The sequence below is a fragment of the Nocardioides sp. genome, assembly GCF_041393715.1.
GTDB lineage: Bacteria > Actinomycetota > Actinomycetes > Propionibacteriales > Nocardioidaceae > Nocardioides.
In genome coordinates this window covers 265,025-291,027 of the sequence record NZ_JAWKJQ010000005.1, presented here as the reverse complement: position 1 = coordinate 291,027, position 26,003 = coordinate 265,025, and the positions used below count along the sequence as shown (strand labels likewise).

At 69.3% G+C, this 26,003-nt stretch carries 21 protein-coding genes, 2 tRNA genes and 3 rRNA genes; 11 read left to right on the top strand and 15 right to left on the bottom strand.

Going from position 1 to position 26,003, the window contains the following annotated elements; genetic code table 11:
- Window positions 1-32 precede the first annotated feature (32 nt).
- The 4 genes from R2740_RS10345 (at window position 33) to fabF (ending at window position 3,684) form a co-directional block, all read left to right on the top strand.
- Window positions 33-1,049, top strand: coding sequence for an ACP S-malonyltransferase (locus tag R2740_RS10345; protein WP_371302595.1), 1,017 nt, complete (start codon window positions 33-35; stop codon window positions 1,047-1,049).
- Complete coding sequence (locus tag R2740_RS10340; RefSeq protein WP_371302594.1) at window positions 1,049-2,062, top strand: beta-ketoacyl-ACP synthase III; 1,014 nt, start codon at window positions 1,049-1,051, stop codon at window positions 2,060-2,062. The genes R2740_RS10345 and R2740_RS10340 overlap by 1 nt, the downstream gene beginning before the upstream one ends.
- Window positions 2,063-2,110: 48 nt before the next feature.
- Window positions 2,111-2,356: an acyl carrier protein gene (locus R2740_RS10335; RefSeq protein WP_371302593.1), complete on the top strand. Its 246-nt coding sequence runs from the start codon at window positions 2,111-2,113 to the stop codon at window positions 2,354-2,356.
- Between the two features lie 89 nt (window positions 2,357-2,445).
- The gene (fabF, locus tag R2740_RS10330) at window positions 2,446-3,684 is read left to right on the top strand and encodes a beta-ketoacyl-ACP synthase II (RefSeq protein WP_371302592.1); all 1,239 of its coding nucleotides are present in this window, start codon (window positions 2,446-2,448) and stop codon (window positions 3,682-3,684) included.
- A 63-nt stretch (window positions 3,685-3,747) separates the two neighbouring features.
- On the opposite strand, the gene R2740_RS10325 is transcribed toward fabF, so the two are convergent.
- From R2740_RS10325 to tyrS, 8 genes are all read right to left on the bottom strand, one after another.
- A complete protein-coding gene (locus R2740_RS10325; RefSeq protein WP_371302591.1) occupies window positions 3,748-4,266 on the bottom strand; it encodes a DUF3145 domain-containing protein in 519 nt (172 codons plus the stop codon).
- A 239-nt stretch (window positions 4,267-4,505) separates the two neighbouring features.
- Window positions 4,506-5,411: a hypothetical protein gene (locus R2740_RS10320; RefSeq protein ID WP_371302590.1), complete on the bottom strand. Its 906-nt coding sequence runs from the start codon at window positions 5,409-5,411 to the stop codon at window positions 4,506-4,508.
- A complete protein-coding gene (locus R2740_RS10315; protein WP_371302589.1) occupies window positions 5,404-6,003 on the bottom strand; it encodes an RNA polymerase sigma factor in 600 nt (199 codons plus the stop codon). Before R2740_RS10315 ends, R2740_RS10320 begins: the two co-directional genes overlap by 8 nt.
- Before the next feature lie 12 nt (window positions 6,004-6,015).
- Entirely contained in the window at window positions 6,016-6,930 is a 915-nt protein-coding gene (locus tag R2740_RS10310; RefSeq protein ID WP_371302588.1) for a tetratricopeptide repeat protein, read from the bottom strand.
- A 175-nt stretch (window positions 6,931-7,105) separates the two neighbouring features.
- A 5S ribosomal RNA gene (gene rrf, locus R2740_RS10305) occupies window positions 7,106-7,222 on the bottom strand.
- Between the two features lie 135 nt (window positions 7,223-7,357).
- Window positions 7,358-10,523 (bottom strand): 23S ribosomal RNA (locus R2740_RS10300).
- 444 nt (window positions 10,524-10,967) lie between these two features.
- Window positions 10,968-12,515: ribosomal RNA gene (locus R2740_RS10295) — 16S ribosomal RNA — on the bottom strand.
- Together the 16S, 23S and 5S rRNA genes form the textbook arrangement of a ribosomal RNA operon.
- A 482-nt stretch (window positions 12,516-12,997) precedes the next feature.
- Window positions 12,998-14,266: a tyrosine--tRNA ligase gene (gene tyrS / locus R2740_RS10290; RefSeq protein ID WP_371302587.1), complete on the bottom strand. Its 1,269-nt coding sequence runs from the start codon at window positions 14,264-14,266 to the stop codon at window positions 12,998-13,000.
- A 132-nt stretch (window positions 14,267-14,398) separates the two neighbouring features.
- On the opposite strand from tyrS, the gene R2740_RS10285 reads away from it, so the two are divergent.
- The 4 genes from R2740_RS10285 to R2740_RS10270 all read left to right on the top strand — a co-directional run bounded on the left by R2740_RS10285 (window position 14,399) and on the right by R2740_RS10270 (window position 17,994).
- Entirely contained in the window at window positions 14,399-15,523 is a 1,125-nt protein-coding gene (locus R2740_RS10285) for a hypothetical protein (protein ID WP_371302586.1), read from the top strand.
- A 35-nt stretch (window positions 15,524-15,558) separates the two neighbouring features.
- Entirely contained in the window at window positions 15,559-16,941 is a 1,383-nt protein-coding gene (locus R2740_RS10280; RefSeq protein WP_371302585.1) for a rhodanese-like domain-containing protein, read from the top strand.
- 85 nt (window positions 16,942-17,026) lie between these two features.
- Complete coding sequence (locus R2740_RS10275; protein WP_371302584.1) at window positions 17,027-17,617, top strand: hemerythrin domain-containing protein; 591 nt, start codon at window positions 17,027-17,029, stop codon at window positions 17,615-17,617.
- A gap of 47 nt (window positions 17,618-17,664) precedes the next feature.
- On the top strand, window positions 17,665-17,994 hold the full coding sequence (locus R2740_RS10270; RefSeq protein ID WP_371302583.1) for an antibiotic biosynthesis monooxygenase: 330 nt from the start codon (window positions 17,665-17,667) through the stop codon (window positions 17,992-17,994).
- Between the two features lie 25 nt (window positions 17,995-18,019).
- On the opposite strand, the gene R2740_RS10265 is transcribed toward R2740_RS10270, so the two are convergent.
- Together R2740_RS10265 and R2740_RS10260 are read right to left on the bottom strand one after the other, a co-directional pair.
- Entirely contained in the window at window positions 18,020-19,165 is a 1,146-nt protein-coding gene (locus tag R2740_RS10265) for a hypothetical protein (RefSeq protein ID WP_371302582.1), read from the bottom strand.
- Between the two features lie 19 nt (window positions 19,166-19,184).
- Window positions 19,185-19,721 carry an HdeD family acid-resistance protein gene (locus R2740_RS10260; RefSeq protein ID WP_371302581.1) on the bottom strand — a complete coding sequence of 179 codons (537 nt, stop codon included), beginning with the start codon at window positions 19,719-19,721 and terminating at the stop codon, window positions 19,185-19,187.
- Window positions 19,722-19,924: 203 nt separating this feature from the next.
- Here R2740_RS10260 and R2740_RS10255 point away from each other — a divergent pair, with 203 nt between their 5' ends.
- Both R2740_RS10255 and R2740_RS10250 read left to right on the top strand, forming a co-directional pair.
- Window positions 19,925-20,128 carry a hypothetical protein gene (locus tag R2740_RS10255; protein ID WP_371302580.1) on the top strand — a complete coding sequence of 68 codons (204 nt, stop codon included), beginning with the start codon at window positions 19,925-19,927 and terminating at the stop codon, window positions 20,126-20,128.
- A gap of 114 nt (window positions 20,129-20,242) precedes the next feature.
- Window positions 20,243-21,682 (top strand): serine/threonine-protein kinase, encoded by a 1,440-nt coding sequence (locus tag R2740_RS10250; RefSeq protein ID WP_371302579.1) that lies wholly within the window; start codon window positions 20,243-20,245, stop codon window positions 21,680-21,682.
- Window positions 21,683-21,717: 35 nt separating this feature from the next.
- On the opposite strand, the gene R2740_RS10245 is transcribed toward R2740_RS10250, so the two are convergent.
- Both R2740_RS10245 and R2740_RS10240 read right to left on the bottom strand, forming a co-directional pair.
- Window positions 21,718-21,794 (bottom strand) — tRNA-Ile (locus R2740_RS10245).
- A 22-nt stretch (window positions 21,795-21,816) separates the two neighbouring features.
- Window positions 21,817-22,443, bottom strand: coding sequence for a vitamin K epoxide reductase family protein (locus R2740_RS10240; RefSeq protein WP_371302578.1), 627 nt, complete (start codon window positions 22,441-22,443; stop codon window positions 21,817-21,819).
- 105 nt (window positions 22,444-22,548) lie between these two features.
- Between R2740_RS10240 and R2740_RS10235 the strand changes: the two genes are divergently transcribed.
- The gene (locus R2740_RS10235; protein WP_371302577.1) at window positions 22,549-23,289 is read left to right on the top strand and encodes a PIG-L deacetylase family protein; all 741 of its coding nucleotides are present in this window, start codon (window positions 22,549-22,551) and stop codon (window positions 23,287-23,289) included.
- Window positions 23,290-23,384: 95 nt separating this feature from the next.
- Here the strand turns inward: R2740_RS10235 and R2740_RS10230 are convergent.
- The 3 genes from R2740_RS10230 to dnaG form a co-directional block, all read right to left on the bottom strand.
- Window positions 23,385-23,460, bottom strand: a tRNA-Asn gene (locus R2740_RS10230).
- Window positions 23,461-23,600: 140 nt separating this feature from the next.
- Window positions 23,601-24,107, bottom strand: a complete 507-nt coding sequence (locus R2740_RS10225; protein WP_371302576.1) for a hypothetical protein — start codon at window positions 24,105-24,107, stop codon at window positions 23,601-23,603.
- A complete protein-coding gene (dnaG, locus tag R2740_RS10220; protein ID WP_371302575.1) occupies window positions 24,104-25,990 on the bottom strand; it encodes a DNA primase in 1,887 nt (628 codons plus the stop codon). The genes R2740_RS10225 and dnaG overlap by 4 nt, the downstream gene beginning before the upstream one ends.
- Window positions 25,991-26,003: the final 13 nt, after the last annotated feature.

The following is a 26,003-nucleotide window of genomic DNA, read 5'->3' as shown; positions in this document are numbered from 1 at the left end:
AAGGGTTTGGAGGGTTCCTACAAAGAAGGGTGGTGCAGATTCGTCCGCGCTCGACGCGCGGCGAGCAGGCACCACCAGGCAAGGTGGTCACCGTGCTGGTCATCGTCGCCCCCGGACAGGGGGCCCAGAGCCCCGGGTTCCTCGCGCCCTGGCTCGAGGACGCCGGCTTCGCCGACCGCCTGACCCACCTGGCCGAGGTCGCCGAGCTCGACCTGGTGCACTACGGCACCGAGGCCGACGCCGACACGATCCGTGACACCCAGGTCGCCCAGCCCCTCCTCGTGGCCACCGCGCTGGCCACCCTCGGGGTGCTGCTGCCCGACGGTCTCGGTGGCGTGGGGGCCGTCTCCGGCCACAGCGTGGGCGAGCTGGCCGCCGCGGCCGCGTCGGGGGCGGTGTCCGCCGACGACGCGATGGTGCTGGTCCGCGAGCGCGGCCGGGCGATGGCCGAGGCCGCCGCCGTGACGCCGACCGGCATGACCGCCGTCCTGGGCGGCGACCGCGACCAGGTGCGGGCCACCCTGGAGCGGCACGGCCTCACCCCCGCCAACGACAACGGCCCCGGCCAGGTGGTCGCGGCCGGCACGCTCGAGCAGCTCGCCGCGCTCGCCGAGGACCCCCCGGAGAAGGCCCGCCTCGCGCCGCTGAGCGTCGCCGGGGCCTTCCACACCCACCACATGTCTCCGGCGGTGGCGCGGCTGACCGAGCTGGCCGCGGAGAGGCAGACCGCCCCCGCCACCACCGCGGTGATCTCCAACAAGGACGGCCAGGTGGTCCGCGACGGCCGGGAGGTGCTCGACCGGATCGTGGGGCAGATCGCGTCTCCGGTGCGCTGGGACCTGTGCATGGAGACCATGCTCGGGCTGGGCGTCACCGGCATGCTGGAGCTCCCACCCGCCGGCACCCTCACCGGCATCGCCCGCCGGGCGATGAAGGGCGTCGAGACCTTCGCCCTCAAGACCCCCGACCAGCTCGACGACGCCCGCGAGTTCATCGCGCGGCACGGCACCGTCGGCTCGGCCGGCCCTGACACGGAAGGCGGCCTCTGATGGCAGACCTGCGCGGCTCCACCGGCGCCCCCCACGCCCGCATCCTGGGCGTCGGCGCCTACCGCCCCTCGCGGGTGATCCCCAACTCCGAGGTGATCGAGGCGATCGACTCCAGCGACGAGTGGATCCAGCAGCGCTCCGGCATCAAGCAGCGCCGCTGGGCCACCCCGGAGGAGACGATCCAGCTGATGAGCGTGGCGGCGTCGCGCCAGGCCATGGAGCGCGCCGGGATCACGGCCGAGCAGATCGACTTCGTGCTGGTCGCCACCGTCAGCCACCTGCTGCAGACGCCCGCCGTCGCGACCGCGATCGCCCACGAGCTCGGCACCAACCAGGCGCCCGCGCTCGACATCTCGGCGGCCTGCGCCGGCTTCTGCTACGGCGTCTCGCTGGCCGCCGACATGGTCCAGGGCGGCAGCGCCAAGCACGTCCTGGTGATCGGTGTGGAGCGACTCTCCGACATCACCGACGTCTACGACCGGGGCACCGCCTTCATCTTCGCCGACGGCGCCGGCGCCGTCGTGGTGGGCCCCAGCGACGTCCCCGGCATCAGCCCGGTGGTGTGGGGCTCCGACGGCGAGCACTTCGACTACATCCGGCAGCGCGAGGACTGGCGCGACGTCGTCGGCGGCCCCGACAAGCCGGGCAGCGGCCTGATGCCGCACCTCACGATGCAGGGCAACCCGGTCTTCCGCTGGGCGGTCTACGCGATGGCCAAGGTCGCCGCCGAGGCGCTGGAGCGGGCCGGCATCACGGCCGACGACCTCGACCTGTTCGTGCCCCACCAGGCCAACATGCGCATCATCGACGCGATGGCCAAGGCCATGAAGCTGCCCGACACCGTGCGCATCGCGCGCGACATCGCCGACCAGGGGAACACCTCGGCGGCCTCGATCCCCCTTGCCCTCGACCGGATGATCGTCGAGGGTGAGGCACGCAGTGGGGACACCGCGCTCCTCATCGCGTTCGGCGCCGGCCTGGCGTACGCCGCCCAGGTCGTCACCGTGCCCTGACCATCCACCACCTCATCGCACCTACCCGTCCGAAAGGGAACCCCCACCATGGCCACCACTGAAGAGATCCGCGCCGAGCTCGCCGAGATCGTCAACGAGGTCGCCGGCGTCGACGCCGACGACGTCCAGCTCGACAAGTCCTTCGTGGACGACCTCGACGTCGACTCGCTCTCCATGGTCGAGGTCGTCGTCGCCGCCGAGGAGAAGTTCGGCGTCTCGATCCCCGACGACGAGGTCAAGAACCTCAAGACCGTCGGCGACGCGGTGGCGTTCATCGAGAACGCCCAGGGCTGAGCGACACCACCCGTTCGTGGGCGGCCGGCGGGGCATCCCGCCGGCGCCCCTCGATCCCGGGCCGGCAGGCCTGAGCATGTGAGGATGACATGAGCCGCACCAGAGTCTTCGTGACCGGCATGGGCACCACCAACCCGGTCGGAGGTGACCTCGCCAGCACGTGGGAGGCGCTGCTGGCCGGCCGGTCCGGCGTACGCCGGCTCGATGACCCGTGGGCCGAGGAGATGCCGGTGAAGATCGCCGGTCGGGTGGCGGTGGAGCCCACCGAGGTCCTCGAGCGGGTCAAGGCCCGGCGTCTCGACCGGTCCTCGCAGTTCGCCATGGTCGCCGCGATGGAGGCCTGGGCCGACTCCGGCCTGGCCGACGCCGAGGTCGACGGCGACCGGCTCGGCGTGGCCCTGGCGTCCGGCATCGGCGGCGTCACCACGCTGCTCGACAACTACGACATCCTCAAGGAGAAGGGGCCCCGTCGGGTCTCCCCCCTGGCCGTGCCGATGCTGATGCCCAACGCCCCGGCGGCCAACATCAGCCTGCTGATCGGCGCACGCGCGGCGGTCAACACCCCCGTGTCCGCCTGCGCCTCCGGCAACGAGGGCATCGCGCTGGCCGTCGACCAGATCCGGCTCGGCCGGGCCGACGTCGTCGTCGCCGGCGGCACCGAGGCGGCGATCCACCCGCTGCCGATGGCGGCGTTCGCCAACATGATGGCGCTGTCCAAGAACGACGGCGACCCCACCACCGTCTCCCGGCCCTGGGACACCGCGCGCGACGGGTTCGTGCTCGGCGAGGGCGCCGGGGTCCTCGTGCTGGAGTCCGAGGAGCACGCCCGGGCCCGTGGCGCGCGCATCTACGCCGAGGTGCTCGGCGCGGGCATCACCGCCGACAGCCACGACATCGCGCAACCCGACCCGGGCGGCCGCGGCGGCGCCCGTGCGATCGTGCGCGCGCTCGAGGAGTCCGAGATCTCCCCCTCCGACATCGCCCACATCAACGCCCACGCGACGTCGACCCCGCTGGGCGACATCGCGGAGGGGCTGATGATCCATGCCACCCTGGGCGCCCAGGCCGACCGGGTGGTGGTGACCAGCACCAAGTCGATGACCGGGCACCTGCTCGGTGGCGCCGGCGCACTGGAGTCGATCGCGACCGTGATGGCCCTGCACGACCGGACCGTGCCGCCGACGATCAACCTCGACGACAAGGACCCGCAGGTGGAGCTCGACATCGCGACCAAGCCTCGAGACCTTCCCGAGGGTCAGATCGCGGCGCTCAACAACTCCTTCGGGTTCGGCGGGGCCAACGTGGCGGTCGCCTTCGGCACGGTCTGAGTCCCTCGGGGGTCGACCCGTCGCACGTCGGTACGACGCCGGCGGTCCCCGTCCGTCGGCCGGTCAGACCACCTGGTGCAGCCAGCGCACCGGGGCGCCCTCGCCGGCGTGCCGGAAGGTCTCCAGCTCGTCGTCCCAGGGCTTGCCCAGCAGCTTGTCGATCTCGGTCACCAGGGTGGTATCGCCGAGTGCGGCCTTGACCACGGCGGCCTTCAGACGGTCCTCCGGGATCATGATGTCGCCGTGCAGTCCGGTGACGGCGTGGAACACGCCGAGGTCGGGTGTGTAGGAGTAGCGCGCCCCCTCGGTGCCAGGAGTCGGCTCCTCGGTGACCTCGAAGCGCAGGTGGTTCCAGCCTCGCAGTGCCGAGGCGATGGAGGCGGCCGAGCCCGCGTCACCGACCCAGGACAGCTCGGCGCGATAGCTGTGCGCCTGGGCGGGCTGCGGGATCCAGTGCATGGTCGAGGCAACGCCGAGCACGCCGCCGACGGCCCACTCGATGTGCGGGCACAGCGCCGACGGCGCAGAGTGAACGTAGAGCACACCCCGCGTCTGGACGCGCGTGGCAGTGGATGCGGTCACTGGACCTCCTTCATCACCGGCGCGGAGATGCGCCTTCCCCAGCGTTCTCGCTCGGTGTGAAAGGGTCTTGAGTGACGGATCTGAACTTGTGTGCCCCATTGTGACTGATGGGACGGCGGAATGCCAGCCATGCGGGAAAAGACGAGGGCCCCGGCGTGGCGACTGCCAAGCCGGGGCCCTCGTATGGATCCCCCGTCGTTCGCGGGCGGCGGTAGGGGGTCCGCCGCCAGCGAGTCCGATCAGCCCTTGCCGGGCTTGCCCTTGCCGCCCTTGGACTTGTCCTTCGCACCCTGGGCCTTGTCCTTGCCACCCTGCCCCTTGCCGCCGCTCTTTCCGGCGTCGTCCTTCTTGGAGTGGCCCTTGCCCGGGTTGTCGTCCTTGGTCGGGTGGTTGTCCTTCTTGCCCTTGGTGCTCGACTCGTCGTCCTTGGCGCCACCGTTGCCGGGGTGCTCGATCGTGGCGCAGTAGGTCTCGATGTTCTCCTCGCCACCGGCCGCCTCGGCCAGGTTGGCGTAGGCCGTCGAATGGTCGGACAGGCCGCCCTTCGTCCAGGCGTTGCACAGGCCGTACGCCGCAGGACCGGTCGCGTCGGGGCCGTTGCCGCCCTTCGCGTCGTCGGTGGCGTCGTCAGTGGCGTCGTCGGAGGCCCCGTCCGTGGCCCCGTCGGTCGCCCCGTCGGTCGCCCCGTCGGTCGCCCCGTCGGTGCCCTCGTCCGTGCCCTCGTCGTCCGGCACCTCGGTGGTGTCGACGTCGCCGGGCTCGTCATCGGCCTGGGCGTGGCTCTTGCCGTGGTTGACGCCGGGCACCGAGCCGGTGAGCGCGGCGGCGCCGACGCCGACGAGCGACAGGGCACCGACGGCGACGGCCGCGGCGAGCTTGGTGGACATCCGGGTGGATCGCATGGCGGTCCCTTCGTGGTGGGCAGTCTGAGCCGCCGAACCAGTCCCCAGGGGGCCGTGCTCCGCGAAGGCGGCGCGCAGCGCAGCCTCCCCCGACAGCTCGGCCTCGGTCGCCGGCGCCTGGGCGGCGGCGAACAGCTCAGCGAGCGCGTCAGGCACACCCGCGTCGGAGCCGGAGGCGAGCCGATCCGCCAGCCACGGGTCGTGCGGCTGGTCGTCGGCGGGGAACGGAGTCTGGTCAGGCATCGTGCTCAGAGAACGTCGTGAACCACGTGGGCGTTACATCCGCGCGCTCTGCTGGTCTGGACAGCCGCTCCTCGAGCGTCCGGAGCGCCCGGTGCACCGCCACCCGGACCGTGCCCGGCCGCTTGCCGACCACCTGCGCCACTTCGGCCACCTCCATCCCGAGGACCACCCGCAACATCACCATCTCCGCCTGCGCCTCGGGCAGCGAGGCGATCAGCCGCAGGGCCGACTCGGTCGACATCCGCTCCTCCACCAGATGGCCCGCGTCGGGCACCGACGACGCATCCAGCTCCGAGAGATCGTCAACGGCCGACTCGGGCCGGCGTCCCCGGCGGCGGACCAGGTCCAGGTGCAGGTTGCGCGCGATGGTCACCACCCAGCGACGGAACTGAGGCCCGCTGCCCTCGAACGAGGTCAGCGACTCCATCACCCGCAACCACGTCTGCGAGGCGACGTCATCGGCCTCGTCCCCGGCCACCACCCGCAGATAGCGCACCAGCATCGGCTGCGTCGACCGCCAGAGCTCCGCGAACGCGTCGCCGTCACCCTGCTGGGCCTCGCGCAGCAGGCGCTCGAAGCGGTCGTCGAGCATGGCCGATCCCGGTCAGCCCTGACGCTTCTCGAGCGCGTCGGCCCGCTCCGCGGCATCGGTGATCTGGTCGCTGTCGATCGCGTGGGTGCGGTGGAACCAGGCCAGCGCCTCTCCGTCACGACCGGCGGCCTCGAGCGTGTCGGCGTAGCCGTAACGCAGCCGGACCACCCACGCGGCCCGGCTCTTGGAGGTCAGCGGTGAGAGCTCCAGCACCCGCAACGCGGCGTCGAGCTGGCCGAGGTCACGCCGAGCGCCCGCCTCCACCAACGTCATCTCGGCCTTCGCCTCCGGAGCGAACCCGGCCACCGAGGGGTTGCGTGCCAGCTTGAGCGCCTCCTGAGGGCGGCCGAGGGCACGCAGACAGTCGGCCATGATCGGCAGATAGGCCGTGGCGCCGTTCATCCGCTTCGCGGCGCGCAGCTCGGCCAGTGCCTCGGCGTAGTGACCGGCGGCGTACGCCGACTCGCCGACCGCCTCGCGCACCACGGCCAGCCGGCCGGCACGCGCCCGGGCCGCCAGCGTGTGCTGGTAGGCCGTCTCCGGGTCCTCGTCGATCAGCTGGCCGGCGGCCGCCAGATGCCGAGCGACCCGCTGGGCGAGCTTGTCGGGCAGTCCCTTCAGCTGCGCCAGCACGCTCCGGTCGAGCTCGCGGCCGGTGATCTCCTCCGGGAGCGGCGGGCCGTCGTAGCGCTGCTGGGTCTCGGTGCGCGGCTCGGTGCGGTCCGCGCGCCCGCGGTCGCTGCGACCACCCCGCTCGGGACGACCGCGCGCGGCGCCCCGGCCAGGCGAACCGCCACGCCCGCCGCGGTCCGCGGCGCCGCGTCCACCGGGGCCGCGTCCCGACGACCCGCCGGAGGACCCGCTCTGGCCACGGCCGCGGCCGCCGGACGGTCGCTGTCCGCGTGGCTTGCCACGCTCGTCGCTCATCGCAAGAACTCCTCGTTGCTGTCAGGTGCGATCCTAGGGCCGGGAGCCCGCTCGCGCGGCTCAAACCGGTCCAGCGGTCGCTGTGGCGCCGCGGGATCGCGGCTCGTGGTCGTCCATGACCGTGGTAAATGGCCGAGAGAGGCCACGGGTGGGTGGCCTCTCTCGGGTGTGGTGTGTTCGGCGGCGTCCTACTCTCCCACAGCCTCTCGGTTGCAGTACCATCGGCGCTGGCAGGCTTAACTTCCGGGTTCGGGATGGGTCCGGGTGTTTCCCTGTCGCTATGGCCGCCGTAACTCTTGTGACCTGTTACTACCTGTCCCACACACTCTCTCGCGTGTGTGGGTGGTGTTTGTGGTCTCAGTTTTGCATGTGGACGCGGGCGTTCTCTTTGTGTGTGGCTTGTCGTGGGTTTTGGGTTCTGTTGTGTGGTGGCAAGTCCTCGGCCTATTAGTACCGGTCAGCTCCACACGTCGCCGTGCTTCCACCTCCGGCCTATCAACCCAGTCATCTAGCTGGGGGCCTTACCAGGTCAACCCTGTGGGAGCCCTCATCTTGAAGCGTGCTTCCCGCTTAGATGCTTTCAGCGGTTATCACTTCCGAACGTAGCTAACCAGCCGTGCTCCTGGCGGAACAACTGGCATACCAGAGGTTCGTCCATCCCGGTCCTCTCGTACTAGGGACAGCCCTTCTCAAGACTCCTACGCGCGCGGCGGATAGGGACCGAACTGTCTCACGACGTTCTAAACCCAGCTCGCGTGCCGCTTTAATGGGCGAACAGCCCAACCCTTGGGACCTACTCCAGCCCCAGGATGCGACGAGCCGACATCGAGGTGCCAAACCATCCCGTCGATATGGACTCTTGGGGAAGATCAGCCTGTTATCCCCGGGGTACCTTTTATCCGTTGAGCGACGCCGCTTCCACATGCCATGGCCGGATCACTAGTTCCGACTTTCGTCCCTGCTCGACCCGTCAGTCTCACAGTCAAGCTCCCTTGTGCACTTACACTCGACACCTGATTGCCAACCAGGCTGAGGGAACCTTTGAGCGCCTCCGTTACATTTTAGGAGGCAACCGCCCCAGTTAAACTACCCACCAGGCACTGTCCCTGATCCGGATCACGGACCTAGGTTAGACAGCCAGCACGACCAGAGTGGTATTTCAACGTTGACTCCACATGACTGGCGTCCACGCTTCACAGTCTCCCACCTATCCTACACAAATCGAACCGACCACCAATACCAAGCTGTAGTAAAGGTCCCGGGGTCTTTCCGTCCTGCCGCGCGTAACGAGCATCTTTACTCGTAGTGCAATTTCGCCGAGTCTGTGGTTGAGACAGCGCCCAAGTCGTTACGCCATTCGTGCAGGTCGGAACTTACCCGACAAGGAATTTCGCTACCTTAGGATGGTTATAGTTACCACCGCCGTTTACTGGCGCTTAAGTTCTGAGCTTCGCGACCGAAGTCGCTAACCCGTCCCCTTAACGTTCCAGCACCGGGCAGGCGTCAGTCCATATACATCGTCTTGCGACTTCGCATGGACCTATGTTTTTAGTAAACAGTCGCTTGGGCCTGGTCTCTGCGGCCAACCGGTGCTCGGGGAGCAAGTCCCTTCACGCGTCGGCCCCCCTTCTCCCGAAGTTACGGGGGTATTTTGCCGAGTTCCTTAACCACAGTTCTCTCGATCGCCTTGGTATTCTCTACCTGACCACCTGTGTCGGTTTGGGGTACGGGCGGCTGTACAGCTCGCTAGAGGCTTTTCTCGGCAGCATAGGATCACTCACTTCGCCTTAATCGGCTCGGCGTCAGATCTCACACTCCCCACTCAAGGGGGATGGCCCGGATTTGCCTAGGCCACGTGCTACATCCTTACCCGTGGACAACCATCGCCACGGTTGGGCTACCTTCCTGCGTCACCCCATCGCTTGACTACTACCCGGTCGGGTCCCACGCTCCACCACCAGCCCCACACCCCTCCGAAGAGGCATGCGGGTTGAAAGGTGGCTTCGGGTGGTTAGCATCACGGACCTCGTCAGGGTCGCTACGTTGCCGGTACCAGAATATCAACTGGTTGTCCATCGACTACGCCTGTCGGCCTCGCCTTAGGTCCCGACTTACCCAGGGCAGATTAGCTTGACCCTGGAACCCTTGATCATTCGGCGGAAGAGTTTCTCACTCTTCATTCGCTACTCATGCCTGCATTCTCACTCGTGTCGCCTCCACACCTGGATCACTCCGGCGCTTCACCGGCGACACGACGCTCCCCTACCCACCCACACACCTGAACCAGCCGGCGAACCGACTGACTGGGCTCCCCAATCAAGGGGGTGTGAGTGCCATAGCTTCGGCGGATGACTTGAGCCCCGCTACATTGTCGGCGCGGAATCACTTGACCAGTGAGCTATTACGCACTCTTTCAAGGGTGGCTGCTTCCAAGCCAACCTCCTGGTTGTCACTGCGACTCCACATCCTTTTCCACTTAGTCACCGCTTAGGGGCCTTAGCTGATGGTCTGGGCTGTTTCCCTCTCGACTACGGAGCTTATCCCCCGCAGTCTCACTGCTGCGCTCTCACTTACCGGCATTCGGAGTTTGGCTAACGTCAGTAACCTGGTCGGGCCCATCGGCTATCCAGTGCTCTACCTCCGGCAAGAAACACACAACGCTGCACCTAAATGCATTTCGGGGAGAACCAGCTATCACGGAGTTTGATTGGCCTTTCACCCCTATCCACAGGTCATCCCCTCAGTTTTCAACCTAAGTGGGTTCGGTCCTCCACGCGGTCTTACCCGCGCTTCAACCTGCCCATGGATAGATCACTCCGCTTCGGGTCTTGATCATGCTACTCAACCGCCCTGTTCGGACTCGCTTTCGCTACGGCTACCCCACACGGGTTAACCTCGCAACACAACGCAAACTCGCAGGCTCATTCTTCAAAAGGCACGCCGTCACCCCACCCCAAAAGGCAAGGCTCCGACGGATTGTAGGCACACGGTTTCAGGTACTATTTCACTCCCCGCCAGGGGTACTTTTCACCTTTCCCTCACGGTACTGGTCCGCTATCGGTCATCAAGGAGTATTTAGGCTTAACGGGTGGTCCCGCCAGATTCACACAGAATTTCAGGAGTTCCGTGTTACTTGGGAAACACGATCACACAGCCACACACTTACACGTACGGGGCTCTCACCCTCTACGGCACCGCTTTCCAACGGACTTTCGCTTCATGCATGGTTTCTCACTGCGCACCCGCACGGCAGCACGGATAAAATCGCGTCCCACAACCCCACACCAACAACCCCTGCCGGGTATCACATCAGCGTGGTTTGGCCTCATCCGATTTCGCTCGCCACTACTCTCGGAATCACTATTGTTTTCTCTTCCTGTCGGTACTGAGATGTTTCACTTCCCGACGTTCCCTCCCAACACCCTATATATTCAGGTGCAGGTGACTGGACATGACTCCAGCCAGGTTTCCCCATTCGGACACCCCCGGATCACAGCTCGGTTGCCAACTCCCCAGGGCTTATCGCAGGCTCCAACGTCCTTCATCGGCTCTTGATGCCAAGGCATCCACCATGTGCCCTTCATAGCTTGTCACCAAACAACACAACTCAAACAAACACAACAAACTACAAAGATGCTCGCGTCCACTATGCAAAACTCAAACAACAAACCCCACCACCCCACACCACCCCACCACAGGAGCAGCACAGAGCCCAGGCCAAGACACCAACCCCACCCACCCCCACCCACCAAGGCAAGGAACCCCACCCACAAGCAGGGAACCCCACCCACCAGGGGGAACGGGGGGCCTGATCTCTCAGAACCCCAACAGCATGTGACCCCCCACCAATCCAGCCAGGCACCACCCTCACAGGCACTGCCGGCCAAACCGCCGGGGGACGTCGATGATTCCACTAGGACAGCAACCCGTCCCGACACCACAACCGGGTGCACCAAGAACGGACCGCCCCACCAACCCCCACGCCCACCCCACAGGGCAGGCACCAGAGCCAGCAGGTCAGATGAATTGCTCCTTAGAAAGGAGGTGATCCAGCCGCACCTTCCGGTACGGCTACCTTGTTACGACTTCGTCCCAATCGCCAGCCCCACCTTCGACAGCTCCCTCCCACAAGGGGGTTGGGCCACCGGCTTCGGGTGTTGCCGACTTTCGTGACGTGACGGGCGGTGTGTACAAGGCCCGGGAACGTATTCACCGCAGCGTTGCTGATCTGCGATTACTAGCGACTCCGACTTCATGGGGTCGAGTTGCAGACCCCAATCCGAACTGAGACCGGCTTTTAGGGATTCGCTCCGCCTTACAGCATCGCAGCCCTCTGTACCGGCCATTGTAGCATGCGTGAAGCCCTGGACATAAGGGGCATGATGACTTGACGTCATCCCCACCTTCCTCCGAGTTGACCCCGGCAGTCTCGCATGAGTCCCCGCCACCCCGAAGGGCGCGCTGGCAACATGCGACAAGGGTTGCGCTCGTTGCGGGACTTAACCCAACATCTCACGACACGAGCTGACGACAGCCATGCACCACCTGTATAGGACCCTTACGGACCCCCCATCTCTGGAGGATTTCCCTATATGTCAAACCCAGGTAAGGTTCTTCGCGTTGCATCGAATTAATCCGCATGCTCCGCCGCTTGTGCGGGCCCCCGTCAATTCCTTTGAGTTTTAGCCTTGCGGCCGTACTCCCCAGGCGGGGCGCTTAATGCGTTAGCTACGGCACGGAACCCGTGGAATGGATCCCACACCTAGCGCCCAACGTTTACGGTGTGGACTACCAGGGTATCTAATCCTGTTCGCTCCCCACACTTTCGCTCCTCAGCGTCAGAACATGCCCAGAGAACCGCCTTCGCCACCGGTGTTCCTCCTGATATCTGCGCATTTCACCGCTACACCAGGAATTCCATTCTCCCCTGCATGCCTCCAGTCTGCCCGTATCGAAAGCAAGCACCGAGTTAAGCCCGGTGTTTTCACTCCCGACGCAACAGACCGCCTACGAGCCCTTTACGCCCAATAATTCCGGACAACGCTCGCACCCTACGTATTACCGCGGCTGCTGGCACGTAGTTGGCCGGTGCTTCTTCTCCGACTACCGTCACCACCCCCAAAAGAAAGCGGCTTCGCCATCGGTGAAAGAGGTTTACAACCCGAAGGCCGTCATCCCTCACGCGGCGTTGCTGGATCAGGCTTCCGCCCATTGTCCAATATTCCCCACTGCTGCCTCCCGTAGGAGTCTGGGCCGTGTCTCAGTCCCAGTGTGGCCGGTCACCCTCTCAGGCCGGCTACCCGTCAAAGCCATGGTAGGCCACTACCCCACCATCAAGCTGATAGGCCGCGAGCACATCCCACACCACCCCAAAGGGCTTTCCACCACCCCCCATGCAGGAGGCAGTCCTATCCAGTATTAATCACCGTTTCCGGTGGCTATCCCAAAGTGCAGGGCAGATTACTCACGTGTTACTCACCCGTTCGCCGCTCGAGCACCCTCCGAAGAAGGCCTTTCCGCACGACTTGCATGTGTTAAGCACGCCGCCAGCGTTCGTCCTGAGCCAGGATCAAACTCTCCAAAGAAAATTCAAACCCTAACAACAAAACAAAAACCAACGATCAAACGTCAGTCCCAGAATCATTGCAAAACCACCAACCCAACCCCAAAACACAGGGAAAGATCGACAGGTAAACAAACAAATCAATTCATCGACTATCACACACTGTTGAGTTCTCAAAGATCAGGCGCGCACCAACGACACCAACCCGTGAGGGCTGTAGCGATAGGGGCGGTTCCAACTTTAGCCAGCCGCACCAACACGACCAAATCGTGGAGATGCCTTCCGGCCGTCCCGCGCACTCGACCCTCCGGACCGGCTGTCGGCTGGCCGAGGCTCACCGACATCCACCCGAAGTGGAGGAGAGAGTGGGAGTCACCCGGGGCCGAGAGCCCGCTGACTGCTTGCTCTCCGCCGCGCCCGGCGCAACGAACCTGAACATTAGGCGAGCGCGGTGGGTCGGTCAAATCGACACGCGGTGAGCCCGGCCACACGGCACCCGCGGTCTCAGCGGGGCCCCACCGCGACGCCGGCGAACCGCTTCTTGCCGCGGCGTAGGACCAGCCAGCCGCCGCCGACGACGTCCTCGGCGCCGGGCACCTGGTCGGGGTCGGTGACCCGCTCGTTGTTCAGGTAGGCACCGCCGTCGCCGATGGTGCGGCGGGCGTCGTTGCGGCTCTGGGCCAGCCCGGTGAGCACCAACAGCTCGACGACCGACGGGATCTCCCCCTCGACCTCCGCGGTCCCCGCCTCGCGCAGCGCGGCGCCCAGCGTCTCGCCGTCCAGGGCGGCCAGGTCGCCCCCGCCGAACAGGGCGGCCGACGCGCTCCTGATGCGCTCGGTCTCGGCGGGGCCGTGCACGAACGAGGTGACCGCCTCGGCCAACGCGCGCTGCCCGGCCCGCAGGAACGGCTTCTCGGCCGTCTGCTGCTCCAGCTCCTCGATCTCCTCACGGGAGAGGAAGGTGAAGATCCGGAGCATCTCTCCCACCTGGGAGTCCTCGACATTGAGCCAGAACTGGTAGAAGGCGTAGGGCGTCATCATCTCCGGGTCCAGCCAGAGCGCCCCAGCCTCGGTCTTGCCGTACTTCGTGCCGTCGGCCTTGGTGATCAGCGGGGTGGCGAACGCGTGGGCCGCGCCGCCCTCGGCCCGCCTGATCAGCTCGGCGCCGCCGGTGATGTTGCCCCACTGGTCGGAACCGCCGTGCTGCAGCGTCACACCATGCGCACGGAACAGGTGCAGGAAGTCCATCGACTGCAGCAGCACGTAGGAGAACTCGGTGAACGAGATGCCCGACTCGAGCCGCCGGCGCACCGTGTCGCGGGCGAGCATCCGGTTGACCGGGAAGTGCTTGCCGATGTCGCGCAGGAAGTCGATGACGGACAGCTCGGCGGTCCAGTCGTGGTTGTTGACCACGGTGGCGGCGTTGTCGCCCTCGAAGGACACGAACCCACTGACCTGCCGGCGTACGCGCTCGGTCCACTCCGCGACCGTCTCGGCGGTGTTGAGCGTCCGCTCCCCCGAGTCCTTCGGGTCGCCGATCATGCCGGTCGCCCCACCGACCAGGATGTACGGCGTGTGGCCGGCGTCCTGGAGCCGGCGGGCGGTCAGCAGCTGCACCAGGTTGCCCATGTGGAGGCTCGGAGCGGTCGGGTCGAACCCGACATAGAACCGCACGCTCCCCTGGCCCAGCGCGGCGCGAAGCGCGTCGCGGTCGGTCGAGTGGGCGATCAGGCCGCGCCACTCGAGGTCGTCGAGGACGTTGGGGGTGCTCACGGTGCTCCTTCCCTGGGCCCGCGCGGGTCGCGAGCGCCCCAAGTCTGCACCATCGGGGAGCCCACTCCCACGGCCATTCCCCGCGGATGCTCGGCACTCCCCGGCGGCCGGTCGGTCCGCCACACTGGCTCCATGGGCCGCCTCCCCCGTCCTGGCGACGTGCTGCTGTGGGTCGGCGTGGTCGCCTGGGCCGCCGCCTGTGCGTGGCAGTCGTGGACGCCCTCGGGACTGTCCTGGCACCACTTCGCGACCGGCGCCTCCGGCCTCACCGGTGGCTCGGGGCTTGCGGTGTTCGCGGACGACCCCGAGCTCCAGGTGGGGCCGCTGTCCCTGGTCGTGGCGGCCGCCCTCGGCGACGGCGAACGGGGGCGGGTCACCGCCGAGCTGCTGATGGCGGCGACCGGCCCGCTCCTGCTGGCGGTGCTGGCGCCGCTGGTCACCGGTCCGCGCCGCCGGCTCCGCCTGGCCCTCGCCGCACTCGTGCTGCTCCCGGGCTGGACGGTCCTGGCGGTGCGCTGGGGACACCTCGACGACGTCCTCGCGATGCTGCTGGCCGTGCTCGCGGTCCGAGCGGTCGCGGCCCGGCGGCCGCTGCTGGTGGGCCTCGCGCTGGGCGCAGCCATGGCCGCCAAGCCCTGGGCGGTCGGCTTCCTGCCGCTGGTGCTCGGGCTGGACCGCGGGCGGCTGCGCGCTGCCCTGGCCGCCGCTGGGACGGCGGCCGCGGCCTGGCTGCCGTTCCTGGTCGCCGCGCCCGGCACCCTGCGCGCGCTGCGGCCGGACGTCCCTCTGATCCCGGGCAGCGGGCTGCACAGCCTCGGCGTGCGTGGCGAGTTCGTGCCGGGGTGGGGACGCACCGCCCAGCTGCTCGCCGCGCCGGCCGTGGCGCTGCTCGTCGCCCTGCGAGCCGCGTGGCCGGGAGTGCTGCTCGCCGCGGTCGCGGTCCGGCTGGCCCTCGACCCCCAGGACAACCCCTACTACATCGGTGGGGCCGCGGCCGCGGCCGTGGTCTTCGACCTGGTGGCGGTCGCGTGGACCCTGCCCTGGGCCACCCTCGCGACGACCGTGCTGCTGTGGCAGCCGTTCGTCGCGGACTACGCCCGGCGGCTCGACTCCACCTCCGGTCTTGCCCACTGGTGGTTCACCCACCCGGCGGCGGTCGGGTGGGTGCACCTGGCGTGGGCGGCAGCGATGGTGGGCCTGGTGCTGTCGACACCGCGGCGGTCGAGACTTGAAATTGATACCCCCGGGGGTATATAAACGCTAGCAACAGATCCCGTTCCTGGAGGCTCAGCATGATCTTCACGCAGTACTACCTCGACTGCCTGTCGCAGGCGTCGTACCTCGTCGGTGACGAGACCACCGGCAAGGCCGTCATCGTCGACCCGCGCCGCGACATCGCGGAGTACCTCAACGACGCCGAGGCCTCCGGCCTCGAGATCGTCGGCGTCATCAACACCCACTTCCACGCTGACTTCATCTCCGGTCACCTCGAGCTGGCCGCGCGCACCGGCGCCTGGATCGGCTACGGCGACGCCGCCCAGGCCGACTTCGAGGTGCGCAGCCTCGTCGACGGCGAGCGGATCAGCCTCGGCGACGTGACCCTGGAGATCATGACCACCCCCGGTCACACCCCCGAGTCGATCAGCGTGCAGGTGTTCGAGCACGCCGACGACGAGGTCGCCTACGGCGTCCTCACCGGCGACGCGCTGTTCATCGGCGACGTCGGCCGGCCCGACCTGCTCGCCTCCATCGGCGTCACCGCCGATGAGCTCGGCAAGATGCTCTACCACTCGATCCAGCACAAGCTGATGGGCCTGCCCGACGACGTCCGGGTTTTCCCGGCCCACGGCGCCGGCTCGGCGTGCGGCAAGAACCTCTCCACCGAGCTCCAGTCGACGATCGGTCAGCAGCGCAAGCTCAACTACGCCTGCCAGCCGATGTCCGAGCAGCAGTTCATCGACATCGTCACCGAGGGCCAGCCCTCCGCGCCGTCGTACTTCGTCTACAACGCGATCCTCAACCGCAAGGAGCGGGAGGTCTACGCCGAGGGCGAGGCGGTGCCGGCGCTGGACGACGCCGCTGTCGAGGCCGCCCTCGCGCGTGGCGCGATGATCCACGACGCTCGCGACCAGCAGGAGTTCTCGACCGCCCACCTGCGCGGCTCGATCAACGTGCCCGTCGACGGCCGGATGGCCGAGACGGTGGGCATGGTGTTCGCGCCCGAGCACGAGGTGATCGTGGTGGCCCCCGAGGGCCACGAGCAGGAGGTCGCGACCCGGTTCGCGCGGATCGGCTACGACCACGTGATCGGCTACCTGCCCGAGCCCGAGCACTACTTCCTCGGTCACGAGGACGACGTCGCGCGGGCCAGCCGGCTGACGGTGGCCGAGACCGAGGAGGCCATCGCCAACCCGGACGTCCAGCTGATCGACATCCGCAACGCGGGCGAGCTGGCCGTCGGCCAGATCCCGGGCGCCGTGCACATCCCGCTCGCCGAGCTGAGCAAGCGCGCAGACGAGCTCGACCCGGCCCGCCCGGTGCTGCTCTACTGCGCCGGCGGCTGGCGCAGCAGCGTGGGCGCCAGTGCGCTGCGGGCCCAGGGCTTCGCCGATGTCTCCGACATCCTCGGCGGCTACGACGCGTGGGCGCTGACCCACGAGCCCGTGGCGTCCTGACCCACCCCCACTCACGGCGGCCGGCTTCCTCCAGGACCGGCCGCCGTGTCATGCCCGGAGGCACCCCGGGCTAGGCTCGCCGCTCGTGGACGCCGACGACCTGCCCCGCTGGGCCGACGAGTCGCTGCGGCCGCCCCCGGTCGACTATCCCGCGGCGACCGCCGCAGACCACGCCTCGGGCGAGCATCTCCGGGCCATCCACGACATGTACCGTCGCGGGCTCGCCCAGGTGGGCGACCTGGTGGAGCTGGTGGCAGCTGGGGACGCAGACCCTGCCGAGGCGCGGGCCGCGCTGCACGGGCTGGGCCTCACCGAGGCCTACCAGACCCTCGGCTCCTACTGCGGCCAGATCTGCAGCGCCGTGCAGACCCACCACGGCATCGAGGACCGCTTCCTCTATCCGCCCCTCCGCGACGCCGACGACGCGCTGAGCGCGACGCTGGACCGGTTGACCCACGAGCACGAGGTGATCCACGCCGTGCTGGTGCGGCTGGACGGCAGCGTCGTGCGGCTCGCGAGGTCGGCGGACCCCGGCTCGGGCGCGGCCGCCACCCCGGAGGCCGGAGCCGCGTTGGTGCGGGAGTTCCGACACCTGCGCGCCCTCCTGGAGTCGCACTTCCGCTACGAGGAGGACGCGATCGGCACGGCGCTCGGGGTGCACCGGATCGGCGTCTGACCGACCCGGGAGTTGCCGTCGGCCGCGCCGGGCGGGAGCGTGTGACCATGCAACCCGCACGCCCGCTCGTCGGCCAGGTGGTCACCGTCTTCCGCAACCGGCTCCGGCCCGAGCACGAGGCGGCCTATGCCGACGAGCTCGCCGTGGTCGCCGCCCTGGCGCGCGAGATGCCCGGCTTCGTCGAGACCAAGACCTTCACCGCCGACGACGGCGAGCGCTGCACCGTGGTCACCTTCGCCGACACCGACTCCCACCGGGCCTGGCGCGACCACCCGCGACACCGCGAGGCGCAACGGCACGGCGTGGCCGACTACTACGCGGAGTACTCCATCGCGGTGGGCGAGACGACCTACGCCAGCGCGTTCGTGCGCGACTGAGAGACCGGCCGGGCGCCGGCGGCGGTCACTCGCGCGCCGGACGGCTCTCGAAGGCGGCGTACGCGGAGAAGGCGCCCAGCGCGAGCAGCAGGAGCATCACCGCGGGACGCAGCTCGGCCAACAGGAGTACGCCGGCGCACACGGCCGCCACGGCCGCCGCGGCCAGCGGGAACAACGGCGAGGCGGAGGCGCGGTCCCAGAGGTCGCGGGCACTCGCCCGGAGCTCGGGCCGACCTCGCACCACGCTGACCACGAGCGCGACCAGCAGCCCCGCGAGCACCGCCAGCGCGAGACCGCGCAGCAGGGAGCGCAGTGGCTCACTGATCAGGTCGACGACGGCCCGGGTCGCCTCGGGGGCACCCGTCACCGCGTCGACGGCGGCCGACCGGGCCGCCACCAGCCCGACCAGGGTCAGCAGCAGCGCCAGCACCACCCCGATCGCCGCACCGGCCGCCCACCGTCCACGCCGACGGCCGAGCAGCACACCCCCGACGAGCAGGGCGACCGCCAGGAACGGCAGCCAGGTGCCGAGCAGGTCGAGGGCGCGATAGCCCTTGCGGATGGTGACCAGCTGGTCGACCTCCGCGATCGGGATCGACGCCGTCAGCTCCGGCAGCCGGTCGGCGCCCGGGACCCCGGCGTTGACCAGCTGGCTGCGCACGGTGGCGGACAGGGTGGCCAGCGAGAGCCGCACCGTCCCGTCGGAGCCCGCACTGAGGAGGTCGGTGTCGTCGGCCTTGCCCTCGACGATCGTGACCAGCTGCTCGTGGACGCTGTGCAGCGACTCCTCGAAGGCGGTCTGGAACTCCTCGCTCTCGACCACACGCGTCGCCACCTGCTGGACCCGCCGCTCGAGCCGGTCCCGCAGTGGCTCCGCCAGCAGCCGCAGCGCGGCCGCGACCCGCGGTGGGGCACCCTGCGCCGCCAGCGCGTCGACCGAGCGCTCCACGATCTGCTGGTCGTCGACCCAGCCCATCACCTGGTCGACGATCTGCTGCTCCGCGCGCGCCTGGACGGTGGGGTCGGCGGCGACCGGCGCGACCGTCGACACGAAGGTGTCGGAGTCGGTGACCGTTGCCTTGGTCCACCAGGCGGTGGCGGCCACCGGCACCATCAGGCATCCCACGACCACCAGCAGTCCGGCCAGTGCCGTGGTCAGTCCACGTCGCATGAGTGCTCCCGACGCCCGCTCAGACCGGCTGGCTGTAGGCGCGCGCGGCGCGGCCCATGACGAGGATCGACAGACCCTCGACCAGCACCTGGATGCCCAGCAGGACGCCGAGGAGTGTGGGAGTGAACGTGAAGACGTTGAAGAGGACGATCAGCCCCAGGACCAGGGAGACGCCCCCGCTGATGATCAACGGGACCCGCAGCTCGGGCACCTGACCCGCGACGGCCAGTCGGGCCACGCCCACCATGAAGAACATGGTGCCGGCCACCAGGGTGAGGGTGAAGGCCACCGCCGCGGAGTTGCGCAGCATCACCAGCCCGAGCGCGGTCATCAGGCCGCCGCCGAGCACGCCGGTCCAGGAGCCGTCCGTGCCGACGCGGACGAGCGAGAACACCAGGGTCACCACACCCGAGATGAACGTCATCCAGGCGATGAAGAGCACCGAGACAGCGGTCGCGAAGGTGGCGTTGCCGAGCAGGACCAGGCCCACGACCACCAACAGGCCGCCGAGGATCCAGTCCCCGAGGCTCTTGGAGGCGGGTTGCACGTCAGACATGTGGCTTCCTTTCCGAGGACGAGGACACCCCCGCCGACTCATCGCCCGTGCCGCGGACCATCGTGCTCCCTCCGGCGCCAGGACGCGAGGCGGCTCGCCAGCCGAGGAGCGACCTTTCAAGCCTCGGCGCAGGTGTGCGGGCGCCCGATCGGGGTACCTCACGCAGGTCGTGGTCGTCCGACCGCGCCGGAGGAGGAGGTCTGATGCGCAGAGTGGTTGGCATCGTGGTGGTCGTCTGGTTGGTGATCGGTGTGCTCGCCGCGGTGCAGCGCGGCTACTTCGGAAGCGGCCAGGACGTCAGCTGCAAGACCTTCGGGGACACCGCGCTGACCATCGTGGCCGGCCCCCTCAACTACGTCGGGGTCAACCCGAAGGTCCAGTGCAAGGTCCCCCAGCCGTCCAGCTGACCGGTGGGACGGGACCCTCGCTCGCTGAGATCTCGCTCACGCCCGGCACGGGAGGCCGGCACGTCCGCGGCGCCTCACCTGGGCGGTGTTCGGTCGCGTGCCTACAGTGAGCCGGTGATCGCGGGAAGGTATGCGCTGGGGCGCCAGATCGGCCGTGGCGGCATGGGTGCGGTCTGGCTGGCCCGCGACGAGGTGCTCCACCGCGAGGTGGCGGTCAAGCGGCTGGGGCACGGCGACCTCGACCTCGAGCGCGCGGCTCGCGAGGCGCGACTCGCCGCCGCTCTGAACCACCCGCACGTGGTCGCGGTCTTCGACCTGGTCGAGGACGACGACGGGCGCTGGCTGGTGATGGAGTACGTCGCGGGCCGGACCCTCGCGGGGGTCACGGCGGAGGAGGGCGCCCTGCCCCCGGCCCGGGCGGCACACCTGCTCGCCCAGGCGGCCGAGGCACTCGCCGCCGCCCATGCAGGCGGGATCGTGCACCGCGACGTGAAGCCGTCCAACATGCTCGTGGGGCCGGACGACACCCTGAAGATCTCCGACTTCGGCATCGCCCGCGCCGACGACGACGCGACGATCACCCGCACCGGCATGGTCACCGGCTCGCCCGCCTATCTCTCGCCCGAGGTGGCCCGGGGCCAGCGGGCCACACCGGCCAGCGACGTGTGGTCGCTGGGCGCCTCGGCGTTCCACGCGGCCACCGGGCGGCCGCCGTACGACGCCGACGGCAACGCCGTCGCCACGCTCTACCAGGTGGTGCACGAGGAGCCGCCACGACTGCCTGCCGGCCATCCTCTCGACCCGCTGCTGCGGCACAGCATGGTCGCCGAGCCCGAGCGGCGCTGGACGATGGCGCAGGTGCACGCGTTCCTGTGCGGGCGCGAGGTGCCGTTGGCCGAGGGCGGCACCGCGGAGCTGCCGGTCGACGTCGCGGACCCCGGGGTCACCCAGGTGCTCACCGCGCCGGCGCCGCCGGTGCAGACGTCCACCCGGCGCAGGGTCGCCCCGCCCAACGAGCCACCGTCGGCCGCCGCGGCAGCGTCCCCGGAGGAGCCACGGCCCCGGCGGGGCCCGGCCACGGCACTGCTGGTGGCCGCCGCGCTGCTGGTCGCGCTGCTCGGCGTGGCGTGGGGCGTCGGACACCTGGGCGGCGACCCCGGCGGGGGCGCCGCATCGACGGGCGCAGACCCCTCACGCGCCAGCGACACACCCACCCAGGCGGAGAGCTCCGGCACGGCCTCGGCGGACGAACCGACGGTCGACGACATGCGCGCCTTCGTGGCGTCGTACCTCACGGCGGCGACGTCGGACCAGAAGGCGAGCTGGGCGATGCTGACGCCGTCCTTCCAGAAGGCCAGCGGCGGCTACGGGCAGTACAAGAAGTTCTGGCAGCAGCAGCAGGCCGCCGAGCTGGTGTCGTTCTCCGCCGACCCCGACAACCTCACCGTGGAGTACGACGTGCGCTACACGCGCAACGGCGCGCACCCCGTCGACCACGTGCGCCTGCAGCTCGCCTACGCCGGCGGCGACTATCTCATCGACGGTGAGGGCTGAGCCTGCGGCCGTGGAGACGGCCCTCGACCCCTGCCTGGTGGGGCGGGCGGGGCTCGAACCCGCGACCAAAGGATTATGAGTCCTCAGCTCTAACCGACTGAGCTACCGCCCCGCGGCGGAGCCTACCGGCGCGGTCAGGTCAGGCCGACCAGCAGCATGGCGCCGATCGCCAGCCACCAGGCGCCCCAGAACGCCAGGTCCAGCCGCCGCTCGACGGCGCGGGCGACGAGGCCGCCGAAGCCTCCCTCGCCGAACACCCCGGTGCGGTGCGCGATCCGGGTCAGCGCCGCGGTGATGACGACCACGGCGGTGGTGAGGCCGACACACCAGGGACAGAGGCTGCGGATGCTGAACGCCGTCTCGGCCATGAACCAGGTGGCGAAGACGAGGAAGAAGACGCTCAGCCCCCAGAGGGTGCCGGCGTAGGACCGGCTGGGACGCGTGCCCAGGAAGCCGCCCAGGGCGGCAGAGGCGAACAGGCTGAACATGATGGCGCCGATCACGGAGTTCGGCGGGCCGAGGACGCTGGACTGCCAGGCGTCGAGCACGTCGGAGCAGGAGACGCGGTCGTTGAAGTCGCACGACAGGGTGGCGCCCGGGTCGGTCAGCAGGGTGATCTTCTCCAGCACCTGCACCACGGTGAAGCCGATCCCGGCCAGCGACGCGCCGAGGACGACCGACCAGAGGTCGCCGAGACGCGGCTGCGCGGTCTCCGTGTCCAGCGGGTCGAGGATGTCGTGGTCCGAGGTGACGGTGCTCATGCCTCCACTGTGCTCCTCGCGGCGGACGCCTGTGGGCCGAATCGTTGCGTTCTGTGTCACAACCGGTCTGTCGGACCGCGGCGGGTTCCTGCCATGCTGCACCGCATGGAACCCACACCCCTGGAGCCCCTGCCCGAGGACTGGGAGCGCGCGCTGTGCGTGGTCGCGCACCCCGACGACCTGGAGTTCGGCGCGGCCGCCGCGATCGCCCGCTGGACCGGCCAGGGCAAGCACATCGTCTACTGCATGGTCACCTCGGGCGAGGCCGGGATCGACGGGATCGCGCCGGAGGAGTGCCGGCCGCTGCGCGAGGCCGAGCAGATCGAGTCGGCGCGGCTGGTCGGCGTCGACGAGGTGGAGTTCCTCGGGTTCACCGACGGCATCGTCGAGTACGGCGTCCCGCTGCGCGCCGCGATCGCCCAGGTGGTGCGGCGGCACCGCCCGGAGATCGTGATCACCGGCAACTTCCGCGACACCTTCGGCGGGCGCAACCTCAACCAGGCCGACCACATCGCCGTGGGTCGCGCCGTGCTCGACGCCGTGCGCGACGCCGGCAACCGGTGGATCTTCCACGACCAGCTGGTCGACGGGCTGGAGCCCTGGGGTGGGGTACAGGCCGTGTGGGCCGCCAACTCCCCCGGCGCCGAGCACGGCGTCGACACGACCGACACCTTCGACGCCGGCGTGGCGTCGCTGGCCGCCCATGCGGCGTATATCGAGGGGCTGGGCTGGGAGGGCTGGGACCCCGAGGAGTTCCTCGAGGGCTTCGCCCGGCCGACCGGCCAGCGGCTCGGCGTCGCGAAGGCGGCACCCTTCGAGGTCTTCCCGATGGGCTGGGGCGACTGACGGCCGAGATGCCGGAAATGGCCCCGCGACATGCGGGAAATGGCTGACCGAGAGGGGCCGCTCGGGCCATCAACGCCGGCGCGGTCTTCGCCGCATGGCTCCCCCGGTTGGACTCGAACCAACAACCCTTCGGTTAACAGCCGAATGCTCTGCCAGTTGAGCTACAGGGGACTGTCGAAGCGGCCACAGACTAGCAAGCCGCCTCGACCCGGTGCGAATCTTCAGCCAACCGGTCATGGTCGGACGACCATTCCCTGCATGTCGCGGGGCCATTTCCCGCATGTCGCGGGGCCATTTCCGGCATGTCGCGGTCAGAGGCCGGCGTCGGAGCGGGCCTGGTCGAGGGCGGCCTCGGCGGCCAGCCGCACCGTGGGGTCGTCGGGGTCGACGCCGGCGTCGTACTCGAAGAACCACTCGACGGGGGCGTCGCCCACCGGCGAGCGGCGGCCGACGACGCGCAGGCCGCGGCGGGCGGTGACCGGGATGTGCCGTTGCAGGACGATCGAGGCGGTCACCCGCTCACGGACCATGGCCAACAGGTCGCCGGGCGTCTCGAGGACCACCTCGTGCACGACCCGCCGCTCGCCCCAGGTGCCGACCTCGGCGACCCGGAGCGTCGACTCGTCGCGGTCCCAGTCGGCCGCCTCCACCTGCTCCCACGGCAGCCGCACCTGGTCGCCCTCGGAGGGGACCAGATAGAAGGCCTGCCGCGAGCCGGCGGCGACGAGCCCGCCGGCGCCCTCCGCCCAGGCCAGCACCCGCTCGCCCGGGGCCAGCGCCACCTCCGGAGTGGTACGCCGGCCGAACCGGCCCCTCACGGCTCCCCCATCGCCCGCTCGCGCAGCGTCCGCCGATGCTGCTCCAGGGCGACCAGCTCGCCGAACATCCGGTTGTAGTCAGTCGCCTGCTCCACCGGGTTGGTGCGTTGCAGCCGCGACTTCAGGTCGGCGATCCGGCGCAGCGCCGTCAGCTCGAGGAGCCGGAAGACGTGGGCGGCGACGTAGGCGCCGTCGGGCTCCTTGGCGGTGGGCAGCGGCTCCACGCCGAGGGCGCTGATCGCCGAGGAGACCGCCGGGTCGTCGGCAGCGTCCCGCAGCCGGGCGGCCCAGCCCTCGTCGTGGCCCGCGGTCGCCGGTCCGCCGGCGGCGGCCACCACCTCCCACACCGCGCGGTAGGTCGGGTGGGTGAAGTCGTTGCCGCCCACATCGGCGGCGGTCCGGCCGACGACGGCCGGGTGCTGCAGCACCAGCTTGAGGGTCTCGCGCTCGATCGAGAAGCGCGGGTCGCGCAGGTCGGGCAGCTGCTGACGGGGGGTGGCCGCCGGCTCCGGCTCCCCGCGCCCCGGAGGCGCCTGGGTCGGCGTGGGTCGCGAGCCCCGCGCGGCAGCCCGGCGTACCTCCGCGCGCGCCTCCTCGATGTCGACCCCGACCATGCCGGCAACCTCGCGGGCGAACGCGTCGACCTTGGACTTGTCGCGCACGCTGGACACCAGCCGTGCGGCCTCGCGGAGGGCGTCGACCCGGCCGTCGGCCCGGTCGAGGTCGTACTTGCCGACCACGTTGCCGAGCACGAAGCGATAGAGCGGCACCCGGCGGGCCACCAGCTCGCGGACCGCGGAGTCGCCCTGCTGGAGCCGCAGGTCGCACGGGTCGAGCCCGGAGGGCTCGATGGCGACGTAGGTCTGGGAGACGAAGTTCTGGTCGCCGGCGAAGGCGCGGAGCGCGGCCTTCTGGCCGGCGGCGTCGCCGTCGAAGGTGAAGATCACCTCGCCGCGGAACTCCTCGTGGTCGTGCAGGAACCGGCGCAGCACCCGCGCGTGCTCGTCGCCGAAGGAGGTGCCGCAGGTGGCGACGGCGGTCGGCACACCGGCCAGGTGGCAGGCCATCACGTCGGTGTAGCCCTCGACCACCACGGCCTGCGAGGACCGCGCCATGTCGCGACGGGCCAGGTCGATGCCGTAGAGCACCTGGCTCTTCTTGTAGATCGGCGTCTCGGGGGTGTTGAGGTACTTCGCCTCGATCCGGTCGTCGTCGAAGATCCGGCGCGCCCCGAAGCCGATGGTGTCCCCGGACGCGTCACGGATCGGCCACAGCAGCCGCCCGCGGAACCGGTCGTAGGCCGACCGGCCCTGGGCCACCAGCCCGGCCGCGACCGTCTCCTCGTCGCGGAAGCCCTTCTGCCGCAGGTGGTGGGTCAGCGCCTCGCCGTCGCGGGGCGCGAAGCCCACGCCGAACCGGGCCGCCGCCTCCTGGTCGAACCCGCGCTCGTCGAGGAACTGGCGGCCAGCCAGCGCGTCGGGGGTGCGCAGCTGGTCGGCATAGAACTCCTGGGCCACCCGATGGGCGTCGATCAGCCGCGACCGGTTGGGCCCGCGCCGCTCGGTGGGGGCGTCGCCGTCCTCGCGGCGCAGCTGGACGCCGTACTTCTCCGAGAGCCGCTCGACCGCCTCGACGAAGCTGAGGCCGTCGATCTTCATCAGGAAGGTGAAGACGTCGCCGCCCTCACCGCAGCCGAAGCAGTGCCAGAACTGCCGCGCCGGCGTGACGTGGAACGACGGCGACTTCTCGTCGTGGAAGGGGCACAGCCCCTTGAGCGAGCCGCCACCGGCCGAGCGCAGCGTGACGTAGGAGGAGATGACGTCGTCGACGCGCGCCTTCTCGCGCACCTCGGCGATGTCGTCATCGCGGATCCGCCCGGCCACGCCGGGAGTCTAC